Genomic DNA, 17,248 nt, shown 5'->3' with positions numbered 1-17,248 from the left:
CCGGAGCGCCCCCCGCGCGCCCCGGACCGAAATCCTTCTGTCCGACCCCGACCCGAGGGCCGGACAGCACATCGAACCAACGCCCCCGGTGTCAGGCCTCGGCCTCGGTGTAGACGAAGGTCTCCAGCAGCCGGCGGTCCGCCGCGCGGTATCCCGGACACACCACGAAGGCGACGGGTCGCCCGGCCGCGCACGAAGGCCAGAGAGCGTGCTCCTTCGGATCCGCCGGGGTGCCGGGCTCCACCGCGAAGTCGAAGTGGCTGACATAGCCGCTACCGGTCATGGCCCGGAACAGATGGGCGGCCTCCGTGCCGACCCGCTCCAGCAACCGCTGGTGGCGCGCGTCGAGGCCCACCACCCCGGCGTCGGTGGCGATGCGGGCCAGTCCGGCGAGGTCGGGTTCCCCGAGCCCGCCCTCTTCGTCGGGGCCGAACAGCACCAGACACAGCCCGCTGATCAGCTGCGCCTGGCGCCGTACGACGTCACGGGGCCGCTCCGCCGTCAGCCGCGGCTGGATCAGGTCGGGTATCCGCTGGGTGTACAACGCCCGCAGCCGCTGGGCGAGTTCGTAGTGGACGAGAAAGTCCTCACGGGTGAGATCGGCCCGTTCCGCCACCTGGGTGACCCGCACCAGGTCCAGTACCTCGCTCTGCTCGTCGAGCACACGGCGGGTGTCCGCGACGGCCGTCTCCAGCATCTGAACCCGTTCCTCCGCACGTTCTTGGCGCATCCTCAACTCGACCAGCCGGTCACTGAGCGGGCCGAGCGAGGCGAGCGCGGCCCGCTGGTCGTCCGCGGCGGCCTCCAGCTTCCGGATCCGCGACTCCAGGGTGTCCAAGCCGTCCAGCCTGATGCGCACTTCGTGTGGCCGCTTGCCCTTGTCGCGGTTGAACAACATGTCTCCTCCTTCGGGGCGGGCCATGGCTATACGCGGTCGAAGTCGACGGAGACCCGGCTGGTCTCCTCGGTGGCGGGATCGAACACCTCGACCCGCAGTTCGGCGGCGCCGAAGTAGAACAGCAGCATGATCGGACGCTCCCGCAGTGGCCTGCCGACGGTGCCGGACAGGTCGACGGTCAGCCGGCCGATCTCCTCGCACCCGTCCTCGTCGACATACCGGGGATCGGCCTTCGCGGAGCGGTACAGGCGGACGTCGAGCTCGTCCTGGTCCTCGCGGACCGGCACGATCTGGAAAGGATGGGCGTCGTTCACCCGCACGCTGTCCATGCGCCGGACCGCGACACCGAAACGGCCGACGCACAGAAGGTCACCCTCGTCGTCGCGGTACATGCGCATCGTGGAGTCCACCCCCTCCTCGAACGGCTTGGCCGTCTCGAAGCCGTACGTGTACTTGGCCTGCCGGGAGACGAACACGTCCGGGCGGTAGGCGAAGTGGACGGCGCCCTCCAGGACCGCGAGGGCCGGGTCCGGCGGGACGAGGATGCGATGCCGCTCGCCGAAGCGGGCCCGCATCCGCTCGCGCAGCCACGGGGAACGGGCGAATCCCCCGACCAGCACCAGGGTCTCCGGATCCGCGTCCGTGCCGCAGGTCCGGCCGATGGTCGCGAGCTGCTCCTCGACCTTGTCCAGGATGCCGTCCACCCTCTCGTCGAACAGCCCCTCCACCTCGTCGGGAGACAGGACGATCTGCCGCGGCAGGCCGGCGTCCCGTGTCAGCCGCGCCCGCACCGGCTCGTCGAGGAGATCCCACAGGGAGGCCGGAACCTCGATCCGCACCGGGTCCAGCACATGGGTGACCGAATCCGCGTCCCGGTCCAGTTCCACCGTCGCCTTGGCCTGCTCCCACTGCCCGGACAGCTTGAGCAGCTCGCCGGGGTGATCCCGCTCGATGCGCTTCAGGACCCCCGGGCCGAAGCGGTCGGCGAGCGTCTTGTCGAGGAAGGCCCGGTTGACGTATTCCGATCCCAGCCACCCACCGGTGGCGAGGCCGATCTCACGCAGCGCGATCGACGGACCGGCGTCGCCGTGCGACTCGTACGCCGTGATGTCGACCGTGCCGCCGCCGCAGTCGACCACCACGGAACGGAAACCGTCGAGGTGCAGGGGCAGTCGGGCCCGCTCAAGCGGACCAGAGGCGGCGTCGGGCATCCGCAGATGGCAGTACAGGGCCGCCGCCTCCGGCTCGATGGCCAGCAACAGCCGCTCCGGATCGGCGGGGAACCCCGCGTCCACGGCCAGTCGTCGCAGCACCGCCTTGTCCTCGTCGTCCCAGATCGCGGGAACGGTGATGCACCAACGGACCTCTCGTTCCGTGTACGTCATCCTCTTGATCTCCGCCGTCGCCAGTTCGCGGATCTCCTTGAGGTAGGCGGTGACCAGTCGCCGGATCAGACCTCGGTCGGCGCGGTCGACGAAGCCGCCCGTGACCGGCAGGTCCGCCATCGAACCGCCGCTCTTCAGCGCCGCCTTGAAGGCATAGGCGTAGCCGAGCCCTTCGGACTCCCCCTTCGCCAGGGCCTCGGCCCACCGAGCGCGCGCCTCGTGGCCCCAGGCGACCGTGTCCCCGCCGTCCGTCACCAGGATCGCCGTGAGGTTCTTCGGACGCTCCAGCTGCCGGCCGGGGAACCGCGTGAAGAACTGGACCCGTCTGGTCCGCGGATCGTCGTTGAGCGGGGTCCTCACCGTCCAGGCGAAGCCGGTGCCGTGCGTGCCGAAGTCGACGGCCGCCACCACCTTGGCCTCGTCCGAACCCATGACCAGTGCTCCTGTCTGCCGGTGCCCGCGCCCTTGCTCGCTGTAAGCTCGCTCACAGACAGAGTGGTGGGTTTCCGCGGGAACGTGGAGCGGTCGGCTGTTGCCAACGCTTTCTGGCAACAAGGGGCGGGGAGCGGACCGTTGGGAGGATGGCGATCGAAGACAACGCGTTCGGCGCGGAGTTGCGCCGACGTCGGACGGCGGCCGGGAAGTCACTGAGCGAGCTGGCCGAAGAGGTGCACTGCAGCCGCAGCTTTCTGAGCAGGATCGAGACCGGCCAGCGCCGTGTCACGCATGAGCTCGCGCAGTTGTGTGACGAACGGCTCGAAGCGAAGGGCGCGCTGCTCGCGCTGGTTCCCGATCCGTCCACCGAGCGGATCTCGAAGACGATCGGCCCGGGCCCGGGGGAGCGGGCGGCCAAACTGGTGAAGTCCGGTGCGGGCAGGGGAGGTTCGGCCGCCGCCCGGCAACGGGACGAGTTCGACCGGCTGCTGCGGCGAGGCGACCTCAACCACACCACCGGGGACATGCGCGAGGCGGACCGGCTCTACCGGGCGGCGCACGCGAGCGCCGAGGGGGATCCCACGGCCCAGGCGGAGGCCGTCGTCAGGATGGCCCGCCGCTGGTCGGACCCCGGGCAGGTCGACCACGAACTGCTCCAGCTGATCAGGGAGAGCCTGGCCGCGCTGGGCGACGACGGGAGCGCCGAGGCCGCCGGACTGCGCCTCAGGCTCAACGCGCACCTGGCGAAGAAGCTGTCCATGGCGGTCAGCCAGGACACCGCCGCCGGCCAGGCGGGCCCGGAGCAGGGCGCACGGCTGGCCCGCAGCACACTGCGCAGGCTGGCCGCGGACGGCAAGGACGACGAGGTGGCCTGCGAGGTGCTCACCGAATGCCGGTGGGGACTGTACGACTTCATGTCCACCGCCGAGTCCCTGACGCTCGCCGAACGCCTGCGGGACGCCGCGGCCCGGCACGGCTCGGCCTACTTCCGCGGCGAGGCGCTCATGGCCGTCGCCATCGACCAGCTGCGGACCGGCAAGGTGTACAGCGCGCTGGCCACGGCGAACCAGTACCGCAAGCACGCCGCTGACACCCGCGGCGTGCTGACCACCTGGCAGCAGCACACCCTGGACGCCCTGCTCGATCTGTGGCACGGCCGGTTCGACAAGGCCGCGGGCTGGATCTTCGGTGACGCGCTGACGTTCGTCGAGCGATTACCCGCCGATCTGGCCGTCCCCGCCGACAACCTGCACCAGACCCGCCTCGGCCAGGCCTACTGGCTGCTGCGCGAACAGGGCCGGATGGCGGACCTGTTCGCCTCCGGGCTGGCCGACACCGTCGAACAGCACGGCTACTTCCCCGTCTGGCGGGCCGGGCTCGCGCTCGCGCTGTGCGAGACGGGCCAGTACGCCGAAGGGGCGGACCGGCTCGTCGGGTTCGCGCACGACACCGCCGACTTCAGCCGGTTCCCGCCGTCCGGATGGGCGGTGCCCACACTGGTGCTGCTCGCCGAGGTGAGTGCCGCGCTCGACGCCCGGGGCGGATTCGAGTCCGAGCTGCGCCAAGTACTGCCGGTACTGCGTGAGCGGCTGGAAGCCCATGACGGGGAGCAGATCGCCCTCGCGGGCTGGCCCACCGTGCTGATCGGACCGACCGCCCGGGCCCGCGGACTGCTGGCCCTGGCCGCGGGAGAGCCGGACACCGCCCTCGCCCACTTCCGCACCGCGACCGAACCGGTCCGCTCCTCCCAACCCCAGCTGGCCCGCCTCCGGCTCGCCCAGGCCCGCGCGCTGCGCAGGTCCGGCCGCCCCGGCGCCGCCGCCCACGCCTCCGGGCTGCTGCGGGAGGCGCTGCGTGTGGCCCGGACGTACGGCATGGCAGGCCTCGCGGTCGAGTGCGCGGCCCTGCTGGACTCCACGGCGGACGACAGGGCCTAGCGTTCGGCCGGCGAGAACGTCCGTCCGCCGGGCCCCGTCCCGCAGGGACACCCGTGCCGCCGGGCCCCTTTCGAGCGGGGCCGGCGGCACGGGTGGCGTGGAGCGGACGGGCTACGGCTTGCGGGCCACCGCCCCGTACATCGCGATGTCCTCGTCGCGGATCCCCGTCTCCGTGCCGTCCGGGTGCCACTTGTGGACCTGGACGATGCCGGGCTCGACGAGTTCGAGACCCTCGAAGAACTCCTCGGCCTCCGTGTGGGTGCGCAGCCGCATGGGCATGTTGCGGGCCGCGTACTCACGGGCGACGCGGGCCACCTCCTGAGGAGCGAACTCGGCGGTGCCGATGGACATCGCCAGGTAGCTGCCCGAGGGAAGGGGTTCCAGCAGGCGCCGGACGATGCCGACCGCGTCGGCCTCGTCCAGGACGAAGTGGACGATCGCGATCACCGTGAGGGCGACCGGCTGGGTGAGGTCGAGGGTGTCGCGCAGTTCCGGCGCGCCCAGGATCGTCGCCGGGTCGAGCATGTCCGCCTCGACGTACGCGGTCTTGCCCTCAGGGGTGCTCGACAGTAAGCCCTGCGAGAGGGTGAGCACGATGGGGTCGTTGTCCACGTAGACGACCCGGGAGTCGGGGGCCACCGACTGGGCGATCTCGTGGAGGTTGGGGGAGGTGGGGATGCCGGTGCCGATGTCCAGGAACTGGCGTACCCCCGCCTCCTTGGCCAGATAGGCCACCGCGCGGTTCATCCAGTCGCGGTTGGCCTTCATGTGGATCGGGAGGGCGGGCCACTCCCGCGCCATCGCGTCGCCCGCCTCCTTGTCGGCGGGGTAGTAGTCCTTACCGCCCAGGATGTAGTCGTAGATACGCGCGGAATGTGCGCTCTCGGTGTCGATACGGTCGGCAGGCCATCCGTTGTCGGGCAACGCCGCCCCTCCCATCAAGTCGTCGGTACACAGCTGGTGTTCGTCAGGGCACAAGAACAGGCACAGAACTCGGACAAGGTTGTCAGAGGAGGAAGTCGGCCTCCCCCGCCTTGACGCCCGCGAGAAAGCTCGTCATTTCACGGGGCGTGAAAACCAGGGCGGGCCCTTCGGGATCGGTGGACTGACGCAGCGCGATCCGCCCGTCGCTCAGTTTCTTCGCCTCGACACAGGCGCCGCCCGCGTCGTCGCTCCACGGCTTGGACCAGCCCTGCGTGCCCAGCTCCCGGGACGGCATGCCGTTACGTATGTGGTGGTGCACTCACAGCTCCTTGCGAATCGCGCCGAGAAGATCCTCGGTCTTCCTGGCGGGCGCCGACTGTGCGCCCAGCCGGTCCAGAGCTTCGCGGTACACCACGACGTCGTCGTCCTTGTCGAGGTAGACGGCTCCCACCAGACCGTTCAGATAGACGATGTCCGGCAACTCGGGTGCCCTGAACCGGAAGAGATGGAACGCGCCGGCCCGCATGGCCGGATGCGGGCCGTTCCTGAACGGCATGATCTGCAGGGTCACATGGGGGAGCGAGTTGACCGCGATCAGATGGTCGATCTGTGCGCGCATCACCTCGGGCCCGCCGACCGGCCACCTCAGCACGGTCTCGTCCATCACCACCCAGACGCGCGGCGGAGCGGGCCGGGACAGCAGCTCCTGACGGCGCATGCGCAGCGCGACCCGCCGCTCGGTCGCCTCGGCCGAGGCGTGCGGATTGCCCGCGCCGAGCAGGGCGCGCGCGTACGCCTCCGTCTGCAGCAGCCCGTGCACGAACTCCGCCTCGTACGCGCGGATCTGCAGCGCCGCCTGCTCCAGGCTCAGATACGCGGCGAACCAGTCCGGCAGGACATCACGGTACGTGTGCCACCAGCCGCGCTTGTTGGCCTCACGGACCGACTTCAGGAAGGTGTCGATCTCCTGCTGGTCCGTCACGCCGTACGTCTGCAGGAGCTTCTCGGCGTCGGCGAGCCGCAGCCGGGCCACCTTGGCAGCCTCCATCCGGCGGATGGTGGAGTGGCTGACGCCGATCGCCTCACCCGCCTGCTCGTACGTGAGCCCGGCCTGGGTGCGCAGCTCCTCGAGCTGCTTGCCGAGAATCATCCGCAGGACGGAAGGCGCGCCGCCCCAGTCGGTCTCCGTGGACACGCCTTACCCCCTCACAGCGGGCTACGAGGTCGCAGTCTGTCACGATCATCCGTCGACGGGGGAAGCATGCACCTGGCACATTGCAATTTTCAACTTGTCGGTTGCGAGGTGTTGTTGGCTGCTGCCACAGTGGTCCTATCGTCCCTGGCCCGGTGAAGGGAGTGATCGTGCGGCCCAGTTGGGGGAGACGGGGCTGCGACGTGACGCCGTGTGCGGCGAGTTGTACACAGCTCGCGACGGTGCAGGGTCACGGGGGACGGCATTGGCACCGCGTGTGGTGCGAAGGCAGACGAAAGGCGAACGGCGATGACCCCGCCCTCCCTCCCCCAACCATTGGGCCGATTAGCAGGAGACGTGTATCCCCGTCGGGCAGGTGTGTTCGCCCTGCCCGCGGCGCCCGCCTCGGTGGGTGTGGCACGAAGACGCGTGCGTGAGTCGCTCACCGAGTGGGGCGTCGACCCCGAGGCCTGCGACAACGCGATCCTGGTGACCTCCGAGCTCGTCACCAACGCGCTGACGCACACGGCGAGCGAGTGGATCGTGTGCAGAGTCCACATCGTCGAAGAGCGGCTCCACATCGAGGTCGAGGACCAGAGCCGCGGCTGGAGTCTTCCGGCCCAGCGCCGGCCGGGGCCCGACGACCCGGGTGGACGTGGGCTCCTGCTGGTCGGTGCCCTGAGCAGCGACTGGGGCGTCAAAGACACCGCCGACGGCTCCGGACACATCGTCTGGGCCGTACTGCCGTCGAAGGGAGGAGACATCGTGTCGACCGGCTCGCCGGCGACCGTGACCATCGCCCGGCCCATCCCCCACTCGGCCGAAGGACCTTCATCTGATGGAACGACAGCACATTCCTGACCTGCGCGACCACCACGCCGCGGACGACCCGAGCGACCACCTTGCCGCCTTCGACGGCCGAGAACACCTCTCCGCCCTCGGCGGCGACGACCTCTCCGCTCTCGGCGGCCGCGACCACACCGCCGCCGTCGATCCGCGCCCGTACCCCGCCGTCTTCGGCCTGCGCATATACCTCCCCACCGCGCCGCCGCACGAGTCCCCGGCACGACTGGCGATACCCCCCGAGTTCTCCGCAGGCCTGGGGTACGACGCCGTGGGCACCTCCCCGGAACACGGGGAACGGATCATGGACTGTCTGCCCCGCGTCGGCTGTGTCTTCGCCGACGAGGAGCGGTGGTGGTGGATCGTCCCCTCCGGATCCCACATAGGCGTCACCTGGCCGACCTCCACCAGCTACGCGGTGGGCGCCCGGCTGGCCGACCCGTCCTGGACGCGGGCCCTGCTGCGCTCACGGTCGGCCCGCCCCCGTCTGCTCCACCGGCCCGAGGGCGACTCGCCGTACACGCCGCCGATCCCGCTGTACTTCCTCGCGTGCCGCCTCGCCGGCAGCACCCCGCGCTGGTCGCTCGGCGCGGGTATCTGAACCATCTCGGCGGGCGTCGTGAGGCCGGTCCGCGTGGGCGGGCCGGCCTGGGGGGGTGTTCGTTTCCTTTCGTGGGCCTGGGCTCAGCGCGGGCATCGACGTGCGGTGCTGAGCCCGGGTGTGGGCCTCCGGCGCTGTTCCCGGGAGTGTCCGCCGGGAACAGCACCGAAGGATGTCCGCCGGGCCTACGCCCGAGGAGTGCCTCTCGTCGTCGTGACCGCGCACAGCGCCCCCAGCACCACGGCCAGCGCGCCGATGATGATGTTGTTGAGCACGACGCCGGTGTCGGGGCTGGTTCCGACCACCCACGGCGAGATGATCATCCACGCGCCCATCGCGCAGATGGCCCAGCTCAGGCCGTACATTCTCTCGGGGGCCCTGGTGAATCCGAGGGCCAGCAGGCCGATGGCGATGCCCATGATGAGGTTGTGCGTCGCCAGGGCGGGCTGGTTCGTCGTGTAGTGGAGTATCCACGGGGACACGGCGCAGTACAGACCGAGCAGGAACACCGGTCCGTCGACGAGCGCCACATCGCGGCCACCGAGCATGCGGTCGTACCGCTCCCGCATTTCGGATGCGTCGGGGTGGGTCGTGATGTCACCTCTGGGGTGCGAGACGTTGGCCATGAGTCGTCTCCTTCGTTCTCTGCAGGCCTGACCGCTTCTGGTGTGTGGTGTGTGGTGTGCGGTGTACGGTTGGCGCCGCTTGTTTTTATTGTGCTCTTATTTCTTCTTTATGTGTAGGGGTGGCCTTTCTCCGTATCGGGACCGGACGTTCACCCGACGGCCTCCGTGCGCAGGCAGCGGCGCAACTGGTGCAGGCCCCGCCGGGAGTGGCTCTTGACGGTGCCCAGCGGCCAGCCGGTGCGCTGGGCGATCTGGGTCTGGGTCAGGCCCTCGTAGAAGGCGAGGTGCAGCACCCGGCGCTGGGACGCGGGGAGTCTGGCGAGCTCGCCGCGCAGGAGGACACGGTCGAGTACGGTCTCGGGGCGGCCGTAGGTGTCGTCGAGCGGGCCGAGGAGGGCTCCGGCGGCGGCGAGCAGATCGGTGCGGCGGGTCCGGGCGGAGAGAGCGTCGGCGATCTTGCGGCGGGTGATGCCGACGAGCCAGCCGCAGAACGCGCCGCGCTCGGGTCGATAACCCTGTCGGCCCTGCCAGGCGGCCAGGAACACCTGCTGGGTGATGTCCTCGGCCTCCCGGGAGTCGCCCAGCGAACGTCCGGCCAGTGTGTGCACCAGCGTTCCCCAGCGGCGGTAGGCGGCGGTCAGACACTCCTCGTCGCCGTCCACGAGGCCCTGGGCCAGATCCGCGTCGGAAAGCGTCTTCAGCCGCCCGTCGACGCACTGCTCGGTGATGGAATCCAGGATCATGGCCACGGCTCCTCGGTTCGGGCGGGCTCCCGGTCGCCGGGCGCCTCCCGTGACGCGCCCGGTGATCCCCATCGTGTGAACCGAGGCATATGGCGACAACTCGCATCGTTTGTGCGTCGTATGGTCGCCGTATGGGCGAGAACCAACCGGCACAGCGGCGGGAGACGGCCGCGCGGTCCGTCGAGGCGGGCGTCACGACGGGTTCGCTGGCCCGCCGCCTCGGGGTGTCGCCCACGACCCTGCGTTCCTGGGACCGGAGGTACGGCTTGGGGCCCGCGGTCCGTTCCGCCGGGCGGCACCGCCGCTGGACGCCGCGGGACGTGGCGATGCTCGAGGAGATGTGCCGCCTGACCTCGGCCGGGGTGCCGCCCGCCGAGGCGGCCCGGACCGTCCGGGAGGGTGAAGGGCGGATTCGGCCCGGGCCCGAGCGGGCCGGGGGAGGCGATCAGCCCGGTGGGCACCGTTCGCAGGCGGCCGGTGCGCTGCCGCTCGGTGACGTCCGTCATGAGTGCAGGGGCCTCGCGCGCGCCGCGGTGCGCCTCGACGCGCCCGCCGTGGGCGACCAACTGGCCTCGCTCGTGGCGCGCCACGGCGTGGTCCTCGCCTGGGACGAGGTGATGGTGCCGACTCTGCACGCGGTCGGACGCAAGTGGGAGTCCTCCGGCGACCGTTACGTGGAGGTGGAACACCTGCTGTCCTGGCACATCTCACGCGCCCTGCACCGTGCCGCCGAGCCGGTCGGCCCCGCGGGAGCTCCGGCCGCCGGAGCGGGACCGGTGGTGCTGGCATGCGTCCCGGGGGAACAGCACAGCCTGGCGCTGGAGGCGCTGCACGCGGGTCTTGTCGAACTCGGCGTGCCGACCCGGATGTTCGGCGCCGCGGTCCCCACTGAGGCGTTGACCGCGGCCGTACGACGGCTCGGCCCGTCGGCCGTCCTGCTGTGGGCCCAGACGCGTTCGACGGCGGACCTGCCCCTGGCCCGGCATGTCGCGGGCACCCAGTGGGGCGTCAAGGGGGCCCGTGGTCATCCCGCCGTGCTGCTCGGCGGACCGGGCTGGGCGGGCCGCCCGGCGCGGGGGATGCTCCGCCCGCCCGGGCTACGGGATGCCCTCGGAACCCTCTCGAGCCTGTACGGCCCGCCCAGCCCGGTCGCCCGGAGCTGACCGTCCGGGCGCCGGTGGGCCGGGGTGCGGCTCAGCCGACCGTCCCGGTGGGCGACGGGGAGCTGCCGGCGGGCGGGGTGAGCACGGCGGTCGGCTCACCCGGCGCGGGCGCGGGCGGCGTGAGATCGGAGGCGGGCAGCTTCGGCGGGCTGGTCTGCTGGAACAGCGTCTGGTCGAAGTTGACCAGCCCGGTCTTCTCCATCACCGTGATGTGGTCAAGCACCGTGACGTTGGCCTGGTCGGCCAGCTGGCGGACCAGCGAGTTCTTGGTGGTGGACCGGATCTTGGCGACGGTGTTGAAGATCGAACCGTGGGTCATCCGCAGGATGTTGGCGAAGTCGGTGTCGAACTGCTTGCCGGTTTCTCCGCTCAGCGTCGACACGAAGCCCTGCTGCTGAGGAGACGGCTTGTTGGGGATGGTGATGCCGAGTGTGGCGGCGACCTTGCGGTCGGTGTCGTCCAGCGCGGCATGGCCCTTGACCAGGTGGTCACCGGCGGTCCTGACCGCCGGGGTGGTGCCCTTCTGCAGACCCAGCATCCCCACGGGGTACTCCCACAGGCCGGCCGCCCGCACCTTGACGACGAAGTCGCGGTCGGCCTCGGTCACCGGGCCCGTCGAGGTGTTTTCGATGACGCGGCCCTGATCAGCGGCCGTGGTCTGCAGTCCGAGCATGCTGGGGTACGCGAGCGCGGCGAGAGTCATGACCAACGCACCTGCCACGAAGACGGTTCCTGCGGTTCGTGCAATACGCATTGAGCCTCCTGGCGGGGCGGCGTCCCGGAGTCTGGCGCTCCGGCGGGCCGCTCGGTGGATCCGGTGCGTGGATCCGGTACGGGTGTTTCGGACGACCACCTATACGGCTGCGCGGGCCGGAGGAATCTTTAGGGACAGTAAAGCCTGTGCCTGGAGATTCCTCCGGCCCGCGCAGCCGTGAACGGCTGAGCTGTGAAACCTCTCAGCCGTGAAACCTCTCAGCGGTGAAGCTGCTCAGCGGTGATGCCGCGAGGTAGTCATGTCGTTCAGCCGCGATCGCGAGCGGCCCTGAACCGGGCGAGACCATCGGAGAGTTCGACGATGGGGTCCGGGTAGTCGTATGCGGCGCGCTCCAGGCCCTGGAGTTTCCAGGGTTCGTGCACGGCGCCGCCCGCGAGCCCCGCCAGCTCCGGCAGCCAGCGACGGACGTACTCCCCGTCCGGGTCGTACCGTTTGGCCTGCTTCACCGGATTGAGGACGCGGCCCGGCCGCGAGTCCGTGCCCGTTCCGGCCATCCACTGCCAGTTGAGCTGGTTGTTCGCGACATCGCCGTCCACCAGCAGGTCCAGGAAGTGCCGGGCCCCCACCCGCCAGTCCACGTACAGCGTCTTGGTGAGGAAGCTCGCGGCCAGCAGCCGAGCCCGGTTGTGCATCCAGCCCTCGTACCGCAGTTGGCGCATCGCCGCGTCGACGACCGGATAGCCGGTGCGTCCCTTCTTCCACGCCTTGACGTCCTCGTGCGCCGTCCTTCCCGAGCGCCAACGGTCGCGCTTGGTGCGGTAGTCGGCGACGGCCGCGTCCGGCCGCGCGGCGAGCACCTGGTGGTGGAAGTCACGCCAGGCCAGTTGCCGTACGAACGCCTCGGCGCCCGGGCCGCCCGCCGCGCGCGCCCGGTGGACGAGTTCGACCGGGGAGAGGGTGCCGAAGTGCAAATGGGGTGAGAGCCGGGAGGTGGCGTCGCCCGACAGGTCGTCGTGACCGTCCTCGTACGAGGCGATGTCCGAGCGCAACCAGGCCGTGAGCCGCTTCCTGCCTTCCGACTCGCCGCCGCGCGCCAGCCCTTCCGACAGCCCGGACAGGCCCGTGCGGGAGGGGGTTCCCTCCGAGCCGACGCCGTCCGGCACCCGGATCGCCCGGGGGGCGGCGACGGGGTCCCGCAGCGGCTCCCGCGACCAGTGCCGGAAGTACGGTGTGAACACGGCGAAGTGGTCCGAGGTGGACGGAGTGACGGCGCCGGGCGCGAGCGCGGTGATCACGGTGTCGTGAACGTGCAGCCGGCACCCCTCGCCCTCCAGGGCCGCGCGCAGCCGCTCCTCGCGGCGGCGGGCGTAGCCACTGACCCCCGCGGCCATGTGTACCTCGTCGGCTTCCGCCTCGGCGACCACCTTGCACACCTGTGCGACGACATCGCCGGAGCGCACCACGAGACGGCCGCCGCGCGCCCGCAGTCCGGAGTCCAGGTCCGCCAGACAGTCCGCGAGGAACGCCATCCGGTTGGGTGCCGTGAAGCCCGCGACGGCGACGGCGTCGTCGCGTACGAACAGGGGTACGAGCGCGGCCGAGCCGTCCAGTGCCGCGCGCAGCGCTGGATGGTCGTGCAGGCGCAGGTCCGAGGTGAACAGGACGACCGAGACGTTCATGGTGTGACTCCGGGACAGGGGGACACGGTGTTGTGACAGGGCGGCGACGAGTGCCGCCATGACTGCTTCGGGCCGGAGGTCCCCGGCGGATGCGGGCATCGGCGAGGGGCGCGGGACTCAGCGGGACGGCACGGCGGGCTGCCGTGCCTTCGCCGGTACGTCGGCCTTGGCCGCCGCCTTGGCGATGTTGCGGGCCATGCCGCCGAACACGAGGGCGTGGAAGGGCGAGATGCTCCACCAGTAGGCCTGTCCCAGCAGGCCGTGCGGATGGAACAGGGCCCGTTGCCGGTAGCGGGACCGGCCCCCGGCGCCGGCCTCGGCGTACATCTCCAGCCAGGCGAGGCCCGGTAGCCGCATTTCGGCGCGCAGCCGCAGCAGATGACCTGGCTCGATGTCCTCGACGCGCCAGAAGTCGAGCGAGTCGCCCACGCGCAGCCGGGCGGCGTCGCGCCGTCCGCGCCGCAGTCCGACACCGCCCACCAGCCGGTCCAGCCGGCCGCGGAGGGCCCAGGCCGACGGGAAGGAGTACCAGCCGTTCTCACCGCCGATGCCCTCGATCACCCGCCACAGCGCCCCGGGCGGCGCGTCCACGGCCAGTTCGCGTCGATCGGTGTAGAGGCTGCCGCCCGCCCAGTCGGGGTCGGTGGGGAGGGGATCACTGGGCGCGCCGGGCACGGAGGCCGACGACCACCGGGTGGTGACCTGGGCGTCCCGTACCCGTTGCAGGGCCAGCGACACCGCCTCGTCGAATCCGAACGGACGTCCCGGGGGATCGGGGACGTACCGGACGATGTCGTGTTCGTGGCAGACGACCTCGTGGCGCAGCGATTCGGTGAGCGGGCGGGCGATGGACGCGGGCACCGGGGTGACCAGTCCGACCCAGTGGCTGGAGAGCCCGGGGGTCAGCACCGGCACGGGCAGGATCAGCCTGCGCGGCAGCTCGGCCACGGCGGCGTACCGCTGCATCATCTCCAGATAGGTCAGGATCTCGGGACCGCCGATGTCGAAGGTGCGGTTGACCTCGGCGGGCATCCGCGCGCTGCCGACCAGGGTGCGCAGCACGTCCCGTACGCCGATCGGCTGGATCCGGGTGCGCACCCAGCTGGGCGTGATCATGACCGGGAGGCGTTCGGTGAGGTAGCGGAGCATCTCGAAGGAGGCCGAGCCGGAGCCGATGATCACGGCCGCACGCAGGACCGTGGTCGGCACGCCCGACTTCAGCAGGATGTCGCCGACCTCGGCGCGCGACCTGAGGTGCGGCGACAGGCGTTCTTGGGGGACACCCGCCGGGGTCAGGCCGCCCAGGTAGACGATCCTGCGGACCCCGGCCGCGCGGGCCTGTTCGCCGAAGATCCCGGCCGCCTTCCGGTCGGTCTCCTCGAAGGCATGGCCCGTGCCCAGGGCGTGCACGAGGTAGTACGCGACATCGACACCGCGCAGGGCTTCGGCGACCGAACCGGCGTCCGTGACGTCGCCGCGCACCACCTCCGCGTCGCCCACCCACGGGTAGTCGCGCAGTTTGGCGGGGGAGCGGGCGAGACACCGCACCCGGTGCCCCGCCCCCAGCAACTCGGGGACCAGCCGGCCGCCGATGTAGCCGGTGGCACCGGTGACCAGACAGCGCGGGCCGGGGCGGGGATCGTCGTCGCTCATGGGTTCCTCCGTCGTTCGCCGGGCCACCCCCTTGCCGAGTTCCCTCCCTCGTCTCTTCCACGCGAACACGGCGGTCGGATGCGCCTGGCGGAGTCCTTACGGACATGTCCGGGTGAATCGCGGGCAGGCGGGACAACAGGAGAGTCCGAGGTCAGCTGGAGGTGTCTGCCGTGATGGGCACGAAGGTGTTGGAGCGGTTTCCCGCGGGAGGTCCGCGCGGATCCTGGACGGCGGAGGAGTACGCGGCCCGGCGCCGCACCGAGGGTCAGCCCGCGACGGTGGTGATGGACCTGAAGTCGGACGCGTTCCTCGTGGTGGTGCCGGTCGGCGACGAGGACTGAACGATCCCGGTCAGGGCCGATCCGACAGGCGGCCGCCGAGCTCCGCCGCCCTGCGCACGAACGCCTCGTGCAGGTCGTGAGCGGCACGAGGCACCGAGTCCGCCCGGCGGCGCCGCAGCATCAGCAGGACCCGTGTCGTGTCGTCCGTGAGCGGCCGGTGGGTGATCGCGCCGCACCGCTCGAGGGGATCCCCGATGACACTGAAATCGGGCAGGACCGTCGCTCCCAGCCCCTCGGCGACCATGAGCTTGCCCATCTCGGCGCCGTCGGTCGTGTACGAGAGGACCGGGCCGCGGCCCTCCAGGAGCCGGTGGAGATAGCGGTGCATGACGTACCCGGACCGCATGGCGATCAGCGGCTCGCGTCCGTCCAGCAGGTCGGTCGCCGACACCGCGTCCAGTGAGGCCAGCGGGCTGTCCGGACGCAGGCACAACACGGGGCGGCCGCGCAGCAGTTCGGTGGTCTCGAAGTCGGCGGGCAGGTCGTCGCCGTCGAGATGGTTCACCAGGCCCAGGTCGAAGCCGCCTTCCGACAGGGCCCGGTGGATCTCCGTCTGCTGGGCGCCGACCACCTCCACCTGCGTCAGCGGATGCGCCGCGCGGAACTCCCGGACCGTCGGGATGAGCAGCGGCACCGTCGCCGCGTTCACCGTGCCGACGCGGACCATCCGGCTGATGCGGTGCTGCTCCCCGGCCGCGCCGCGCAGCCGGTCCACCGCGTCCAGCACATTGATGATGTGGGGCAGCAGCTCCCGTCCCTCGGCGCTCATCCGTGCGCCGGACCGCTTGCGCTCCAGCAGATCGACACCGAGTTCGCGCTCCAGGTTTCGTACGGTCTCGCTCAACGCCGGTTGGGAGACGTGGAGTTCCTCGGCGGCGTGGCGCAGCGAGCCGAGCCGGGTGACCGCCGCGATGTATTCCAGTTGCTCTGTCCGCACGGCAGCAGAATGCGGCCTATTTCACGGCCCGTTCAAGGGTTTCCCTGTCACACGTTCGTGAAATTCGGTGGTCCGCGATACGAGACCGGTCGGGTTTTCCTTGACTGCCCTCACGGCCGGCTGCCACGATCGACGGCATGATGATGCGACTGGACCTCACGCGGCGACGCCACGTCGATCTCGCGCGCGTCTCCAGTGCCTCCTGTTGCACCGCGGCCTGAGTCCCCGGATCCGCCGCACCCCCTTGGCCCCAGCGCTGTCGTCGGACAGCCGTGTGCGGCGTTCTCACAGCACCGCCTGAATTCCGCGATCCCGCGCGCCGCCCTGAACGCGCCACGTGAATTCGGCGTACCCGAAATTCGCAACAGGAGTTCCGCATGTCCGCAGCGCCCGTGAAACCCGTGGATCCCATGGATCCCGTGGAACACGTGAAATTCGCCTACTGGGTTCCTCATGTCAGTGGTGGCCAGGTCACCAACAAGATCGAGCGACGTACCGACGGGGGGCTGGGTGAGCGGGAAGCACGAGCGCCGGACACCGGGGCCGAGTCCGAGCCCGAGTCCGTACACGCCTGAATCCTCCCGACCTCCGCTCTCGCTCCCGCTCCCGAAAGAGGACCCCATGGCCACCGTCCTTTCCGTCTCCGGCAGTCCGTCCGTCTCCTCCCGCACCGCGAAGCTCCTGCGTCATCTGGACACCCGGCTGGCCGCGCAGGGACACGAGGTGATCCCGCTCGACGTCCGCACGATCCCCGCCGAGGCCCTGCTCGGCGCCGACTTCAAGCACCCCGCCATCGTCGAGGCGACCGAACTCTTCGCCCGCTCCGAGGGCGTGGTCATCGCCACCCCCGTCTACAAGGCCGCCTACTCCGGCGTCCTCAAGGCCCTGCTCGACCTGCTCCCGCAGTACGCCCTCACCGGGAAGACCGTGCTGCCGCTCGTCACCGGCGGCAGCACCGCGCATGTCCTCGCCCTCGACTACGCCCTGCGCCCGGTCCTCAACTCCATGGGCGCCGCGCACATCGTCCAGGGCTGGTTCACCCTCGACAAGGACATCACCACGGGCGAGGACGGCGGCATCACCGTCGCCCCGGCCACGGCCGAGGCTCTTACACAGGTGGTCGACCAGTTCTCGGCGGCCCTCGGCCGTACGCCCCTGCTGGCCGCGGCGGGCTGA

At 70.8% G+C, this 17,248-nt stretch carries 19 protein-coding genes; 8 read left to right on the top strand and 11 right to left on the bottom strand.

The window, feature by feature from the left end; genetic code table 11:
- Positions 1–91 precede the first annotated feature (91 nt).
- Positions 92–898 carry a hypothetical protein gene (locus tag OG568_RS05760; RefSeq protein WP_329530575.1) on the bottom strand — a complete coding sequence of 269 codons (807 nt, stop codon included), beginning with the start codon at positions 896–898 and terminating at the stop codon, positions 92–94.
- A gap of 26 nt (positions 899–924) precedes the next feature.
- Positions 925–2,715 (bottom strand): Hsp70 family protein, encoded by a 1,791-nt coding sequence (locus OG568_RS05755; RefSeq protein WP_329530574.1) that lies wholly within the window; start codon positions 2,713–2,715, stop codon positions 925–927.
- A gap of 149 nt (positions 2,716–2,864) precedes the next feature.
- Here OG568_RS05755 and OG568_RS05750 point away from each other — a divergent pair, with 149 nt between their 5' ends.
- Positions 2,865–4,655 (top strand): helix-turn-helix transcriptional regulator, encoded by a 1,791-nt coding sequence (locus tag OG568_RS05750; RefSeq protein WP_329530573.1) that lies wholly within the window; start codon positions 2,865–2,867, stop codon positions 4,653–4,655.
- Positions 4,656–4,766: 111 nt separating this feature from the next.
- On the opposite strand, the gene OG568_RS05745 is transcribed toward OG568_RS05750, so the two are convergent.
- From OG568_RS05745 to OG568_RS05735, 3 genes are all read right to left on the bottom strand, one after another.
- Positions 4,767–5,579, bottom strand: a complete 813-nt coding sequence (locus tag OG568_RS05745) for an SAM-dependent methyltransferase (protein ID WP_266425238.1) — start codon at positions 5,577–5,579, stop codon at positions 4,767–4,769.
- An 82-nt stretch (positions 5,580–5,661) separates the two neighbouring features.
- On the bottom strand, positions 5,662–5,874 hold the full coding sequence (locus tag OG568_RS05740) for a DUF397 domain-containing protein (protein WP_266591662.1): 213 nt from the start codon (positions 5,872–5,874) through the stop codon (positions 5,662–5,664).
- A 24-nt stretch (positions 5,875–5,898) separates the two neighbouring features.
- Positions 5,899–6,774, bottom strand: coding sequence for a helix-turn-helix domain-containing protein (locus tag OG568_RS05735; RefSeq protein ID WP_266425236.1), 876 nt, complete (start codon positions 6,772–6,774; stop codon positions 5,899–5,901).
- Positions 6,775–7,128: 354 nt separating this feature from the next.
- Between OG568_RS05735 and OG568_RS05730 the strand changes: the two genes are divergently transcribed.
- Positions 7,129–7,632: an ATP-binding protein gene (locus OG568_RS05730; RefSeq protein ID WP_329530572.1), complete on the top strand. Its 504-nt coding sequence runs from the start codon at positions 7,129–7,131 to the stop codon at positions 7,630–7,632.
- Positions 7,610–8,215, top strand: coding sequence for a hypothetical protein (locus OG568_RS05725; protein ID WP_329530571.1), 606 nt, complete (start codon positions 7,610–7,612; stop codon positions 8,213–8,215). Before OG568_RS05730 ends, OG568_RS05725 begins: the two co-directional genes overlap by 23 nt.
- Positions 8,216–8,400: 185 nt before the next feature.
- Here OG568_RS05725 and OG568_RS05720 read toward each other — a convergent pair whose 3' ends face one another.
- Both OG568_RS05720 and OG568_RS05715 read right to left on the bottom strand, forming a co-directional pair.
- Entirely contained in the window at positions 8,401–8,841 is a 441-nt protein-coding gene (locus OG568_RS05720; protein ID WP_329530570.1) for an SPW repeat protein, read from the bottom strand.
- 149 nt (positions 8,842–8,990) lie between these two features.
- The gene (locus OG568_RS05715; RefSeq protein WP_329530569.1) at positions 8,991–9,584 is read right to left on the bottom strand and encodes a sigma-70 family RNA polymerase sigma factor; all 594 of its coding nucleotides are present in this window, start codon (positions 9,582–9,584) and stop codon (positions 8,991–8,993) included.
- 131 nt (positions 9,585–9,715) lie between these two features.
- Here OG568_RS05715 and OG568_RS05710 point away from each other — a divergent pair, with 131 nt between their 5' ends.
- Positions 9,716–10,747: a MerR family transcriptional regulator gene (locus OG568_RS05710; RefSeq protein ID WP_329530568.1), complete on the top strand. Its 1,032-nt coding sequence runs from the start codon at positions 9,716–9,718 to the stop codon at positions 10,745–10,747.
- Positions 10,748–10,778: 31 nt separating this feature from the next.
- Here OG568_RS05710 and OG568_RS05705 read toward each other — a convergent pair whose 3' ends face one another.
- The 3 genes from OG568_RS05705 to OG568_RS05695 all read right to left on the bottom strand — a co-directional run bounded on the left by OG568_RS05705 (position 10,779) and on the right by OG568_RS05695 (position 14,794).
- Positions 10,779–11,501, bottom strand: coding sequence for a DUF4142 domain-containing protein (locus OG568_RS05705; protein ID WP_329530567.1), 723 nt, complete (start codon positions 11,499–11,501; stop codon positions 10,779–10,781).
- A gap of 266 nt (positions 11,502–11,767) precedes the next feature.
- Positions 11,768–13,141 (bottom strand): cryptochrome/photolyase family protein, encoded by a 1,374-nt coding sequence (locus OG568_RS05700; protein ID WP_329530566.1) that lies wholly within the window; start codon positions 13,139–13,141, stop codon positions 11,768–11,770.
- Positions 13,142–13,258: 117 nt separating this feature from the next.
- Positions 13,259–14,794, bottom strand: a complete 1,536-nt coding sequence (locus OG568_RS05695) for an SDR family oxidoreductase (protein WP_329530565.1) — start codon at positions 14,792–14,794, stop codon at positions 13,259–13,261.
- Between the two features lie 170 nt (positions 14,795–14,964).
- On the opposite strand from OG568_RS05695, the gene OG568_RS05690 reads away from it, so the two are divergent.
- Positions 14,965–15,135 carry a hypothetical protein gene (locus tag OG568_RS05690; protein ID WP_159055310.1) on the top strand — a complete coding sequence of 57 codons (171 nt, stop codon included), beginning with the start codon at positions 14,965–14,967 and terminating at the stop codon, positions 15,133–15,135.
- A 10-nt stretch (positions 15,136–15,145) separates the two neighbouring features.
- Here OG568_RS05690 and OG568_RS05685 read toward each other — a convergent pair whose 3' ends face one another.
- A complete protein-coding gene (locus OG568_RS05685) occupies positions 15,146–16,072 on the bottom strand; it encodes a LysR family transcriptional regulator (protein ID WP_329530564.1) in 927 nt (308 codons plus the stop codon).
- A gap of 137 nt (positions 16,073–16,209) precedes the next feature.
- Between OG568_RS05685 and OG568_RS61280 the strand changes: the two genes are divergently transcribed.
- From OG568_RS61280 to ssuE, 3 genes are all read left to right on the top strand, one after another.
- Positions 16,210–16,293 carry a putative leader peptide gene (locus OG568_RS61280; RefSeq protein ID WP_351305882.1) on the top strand — a complete coding sequence of 28 codons (84 nt, stop codon included), beginning with the start codon at positions 16,210–16,212 and terminating at the stop codon, positions 16,291–16,293.
- Positions 16,294–16,449: 156 nt separating this feature from the next.
- Positions 16,450–16,647 (top strand): hypothetical protein, encoded by a 198-nt coding sequence (locus OG568_RS05680; RefSeq protein WP_329536659.1) that lies wholly within the window; start codon positions 16,450–16,452, stop codon positions 16,645–16,647.
- Between the two features lie 46 nt (positions 16,648–16,693).
- Positions 16,694–17,248 (top strand): NADPH-dependent FMN reductase, encoded by a 555-nt coding sequence (gene ssuE / locus OG568_RS05675; protein WP_329530563.1) that lies wholly within the window; start codon positions 16,694–16,696, stop codon positions 17,246–17,248.

This window comes from Streptomyces sp. NBC_01450, assembly GCF_036227505.1.
Taxonomy (GTDB): Bacteria; Actinomycetota; Actinomycetes; order Streptomycetales; family Streptomycetaceae; genus Streptomyces.
This window is presented reverse-complemented; position numbering and strand designations above follow the sequence as displayed.

Excerpts from the sequence above, each read along its gene's own strand:
- OG568_RS05740 (WP_266591662.1), bottom strand. The coding sequence starts at position 5,874 with ATGCCGTCCCGGGAGCTGGGCACGCAGGGCTGGTCCAAGCCGTGGAGC.
- OG568_RS05700 (WP_329530566.1), bottom strand. The coding sequence starts at position 13,141 with ATGAACGTCTCGGTCGTCCTGTTCACCTCGGACCTGCGCCTGCACGAC.
- OG568_RS05695 (WP_329530565.1), bottom strand. The coding sequence starts at position 14,794 with ATGAGCGACGACGATCCCCGCCCCGGCCCGCGCTGTCTGGTCACCGGT.
- OG568_RS05705 (WP_329530567.1), bottom strand. The coding sequence starts at position 11,501 with ATGCGTATTGCACGAACCGCAGGAACCGTCTTCGTGGCAGGTGCGTTG.
- OG568_RS05680 (WP_329536659.1), top strand. The coding sequence starts at position 16,450 with ATGTCCGCAGCGCCCGTGAAACCCGTGGATCCCATGGATCCCGTGGAA.
- OG568_RS05710 (WP_329530568.1), top strand. The coding sequence starts at position 9,716 with ATGGGCGAGAACCAACCGGCACAGCGGCGGGAGACGGCCGCGCGGTCC.
- OG568_RS05760 (WP_329530575.1), bottom strand. The coding sequence starts at position 898 with ATGTTGTTCAACCGCGACAAGGGCAAGCGGCCACACGAAGTGCGCATC.
- OG568_RS05725 (WP_329530571.1), top strand. The coding sequence starts at position 7,610 with ATGGAACGACAGCACATTCCTGACCTGCGCGACCACCACGCCGCGGAC.
- OG568_RS05715 (WP_329530569.1), bottom strand. The coding sequence starts at position 9,584 with ATGATCCTGGATTCCATCACCGAGCAGTGCGTCGACGGGCGGCTGAAG.
- OG568_RS05750 (WP_329530573.1), top strand. The coding sequence starts at position 2,865 with ATGGCGATCGAAGACAACGCGTTCGGCGCGGAGTTGCGCCGACGTCGG.
- OG568_RS05755 (WP_329530574.1), bottom strand. The coding sequence starts at position 2,715 with ATGGGTTCGGACGAGGCCAAGGTGGTGGCGGCCGTCGACTTCGGCACG.
- OG568_RS61280 (WP_351305882.1), top strand. The coding sequence starts at position 16,210 with ATGATGATGCGACTGGACCTCACGCGGCGACGCCACGTCGATCTCGCG.
- ssuE (WP_329530563.1), top strand. The coding sequence starts at position 16,694 with ATGGCCACCGTCCTTTCCGTCTCCGGCAGTCCGTCCGTCTCCTCCCGC.
- OG568_RS05720 (WP_329530570.1), bottom strand. The coding sequence starts at position 8,841 with ATGGCCAACGTCTCGCACCCCAGAGGTGACATCACGACCCACCCCGAC.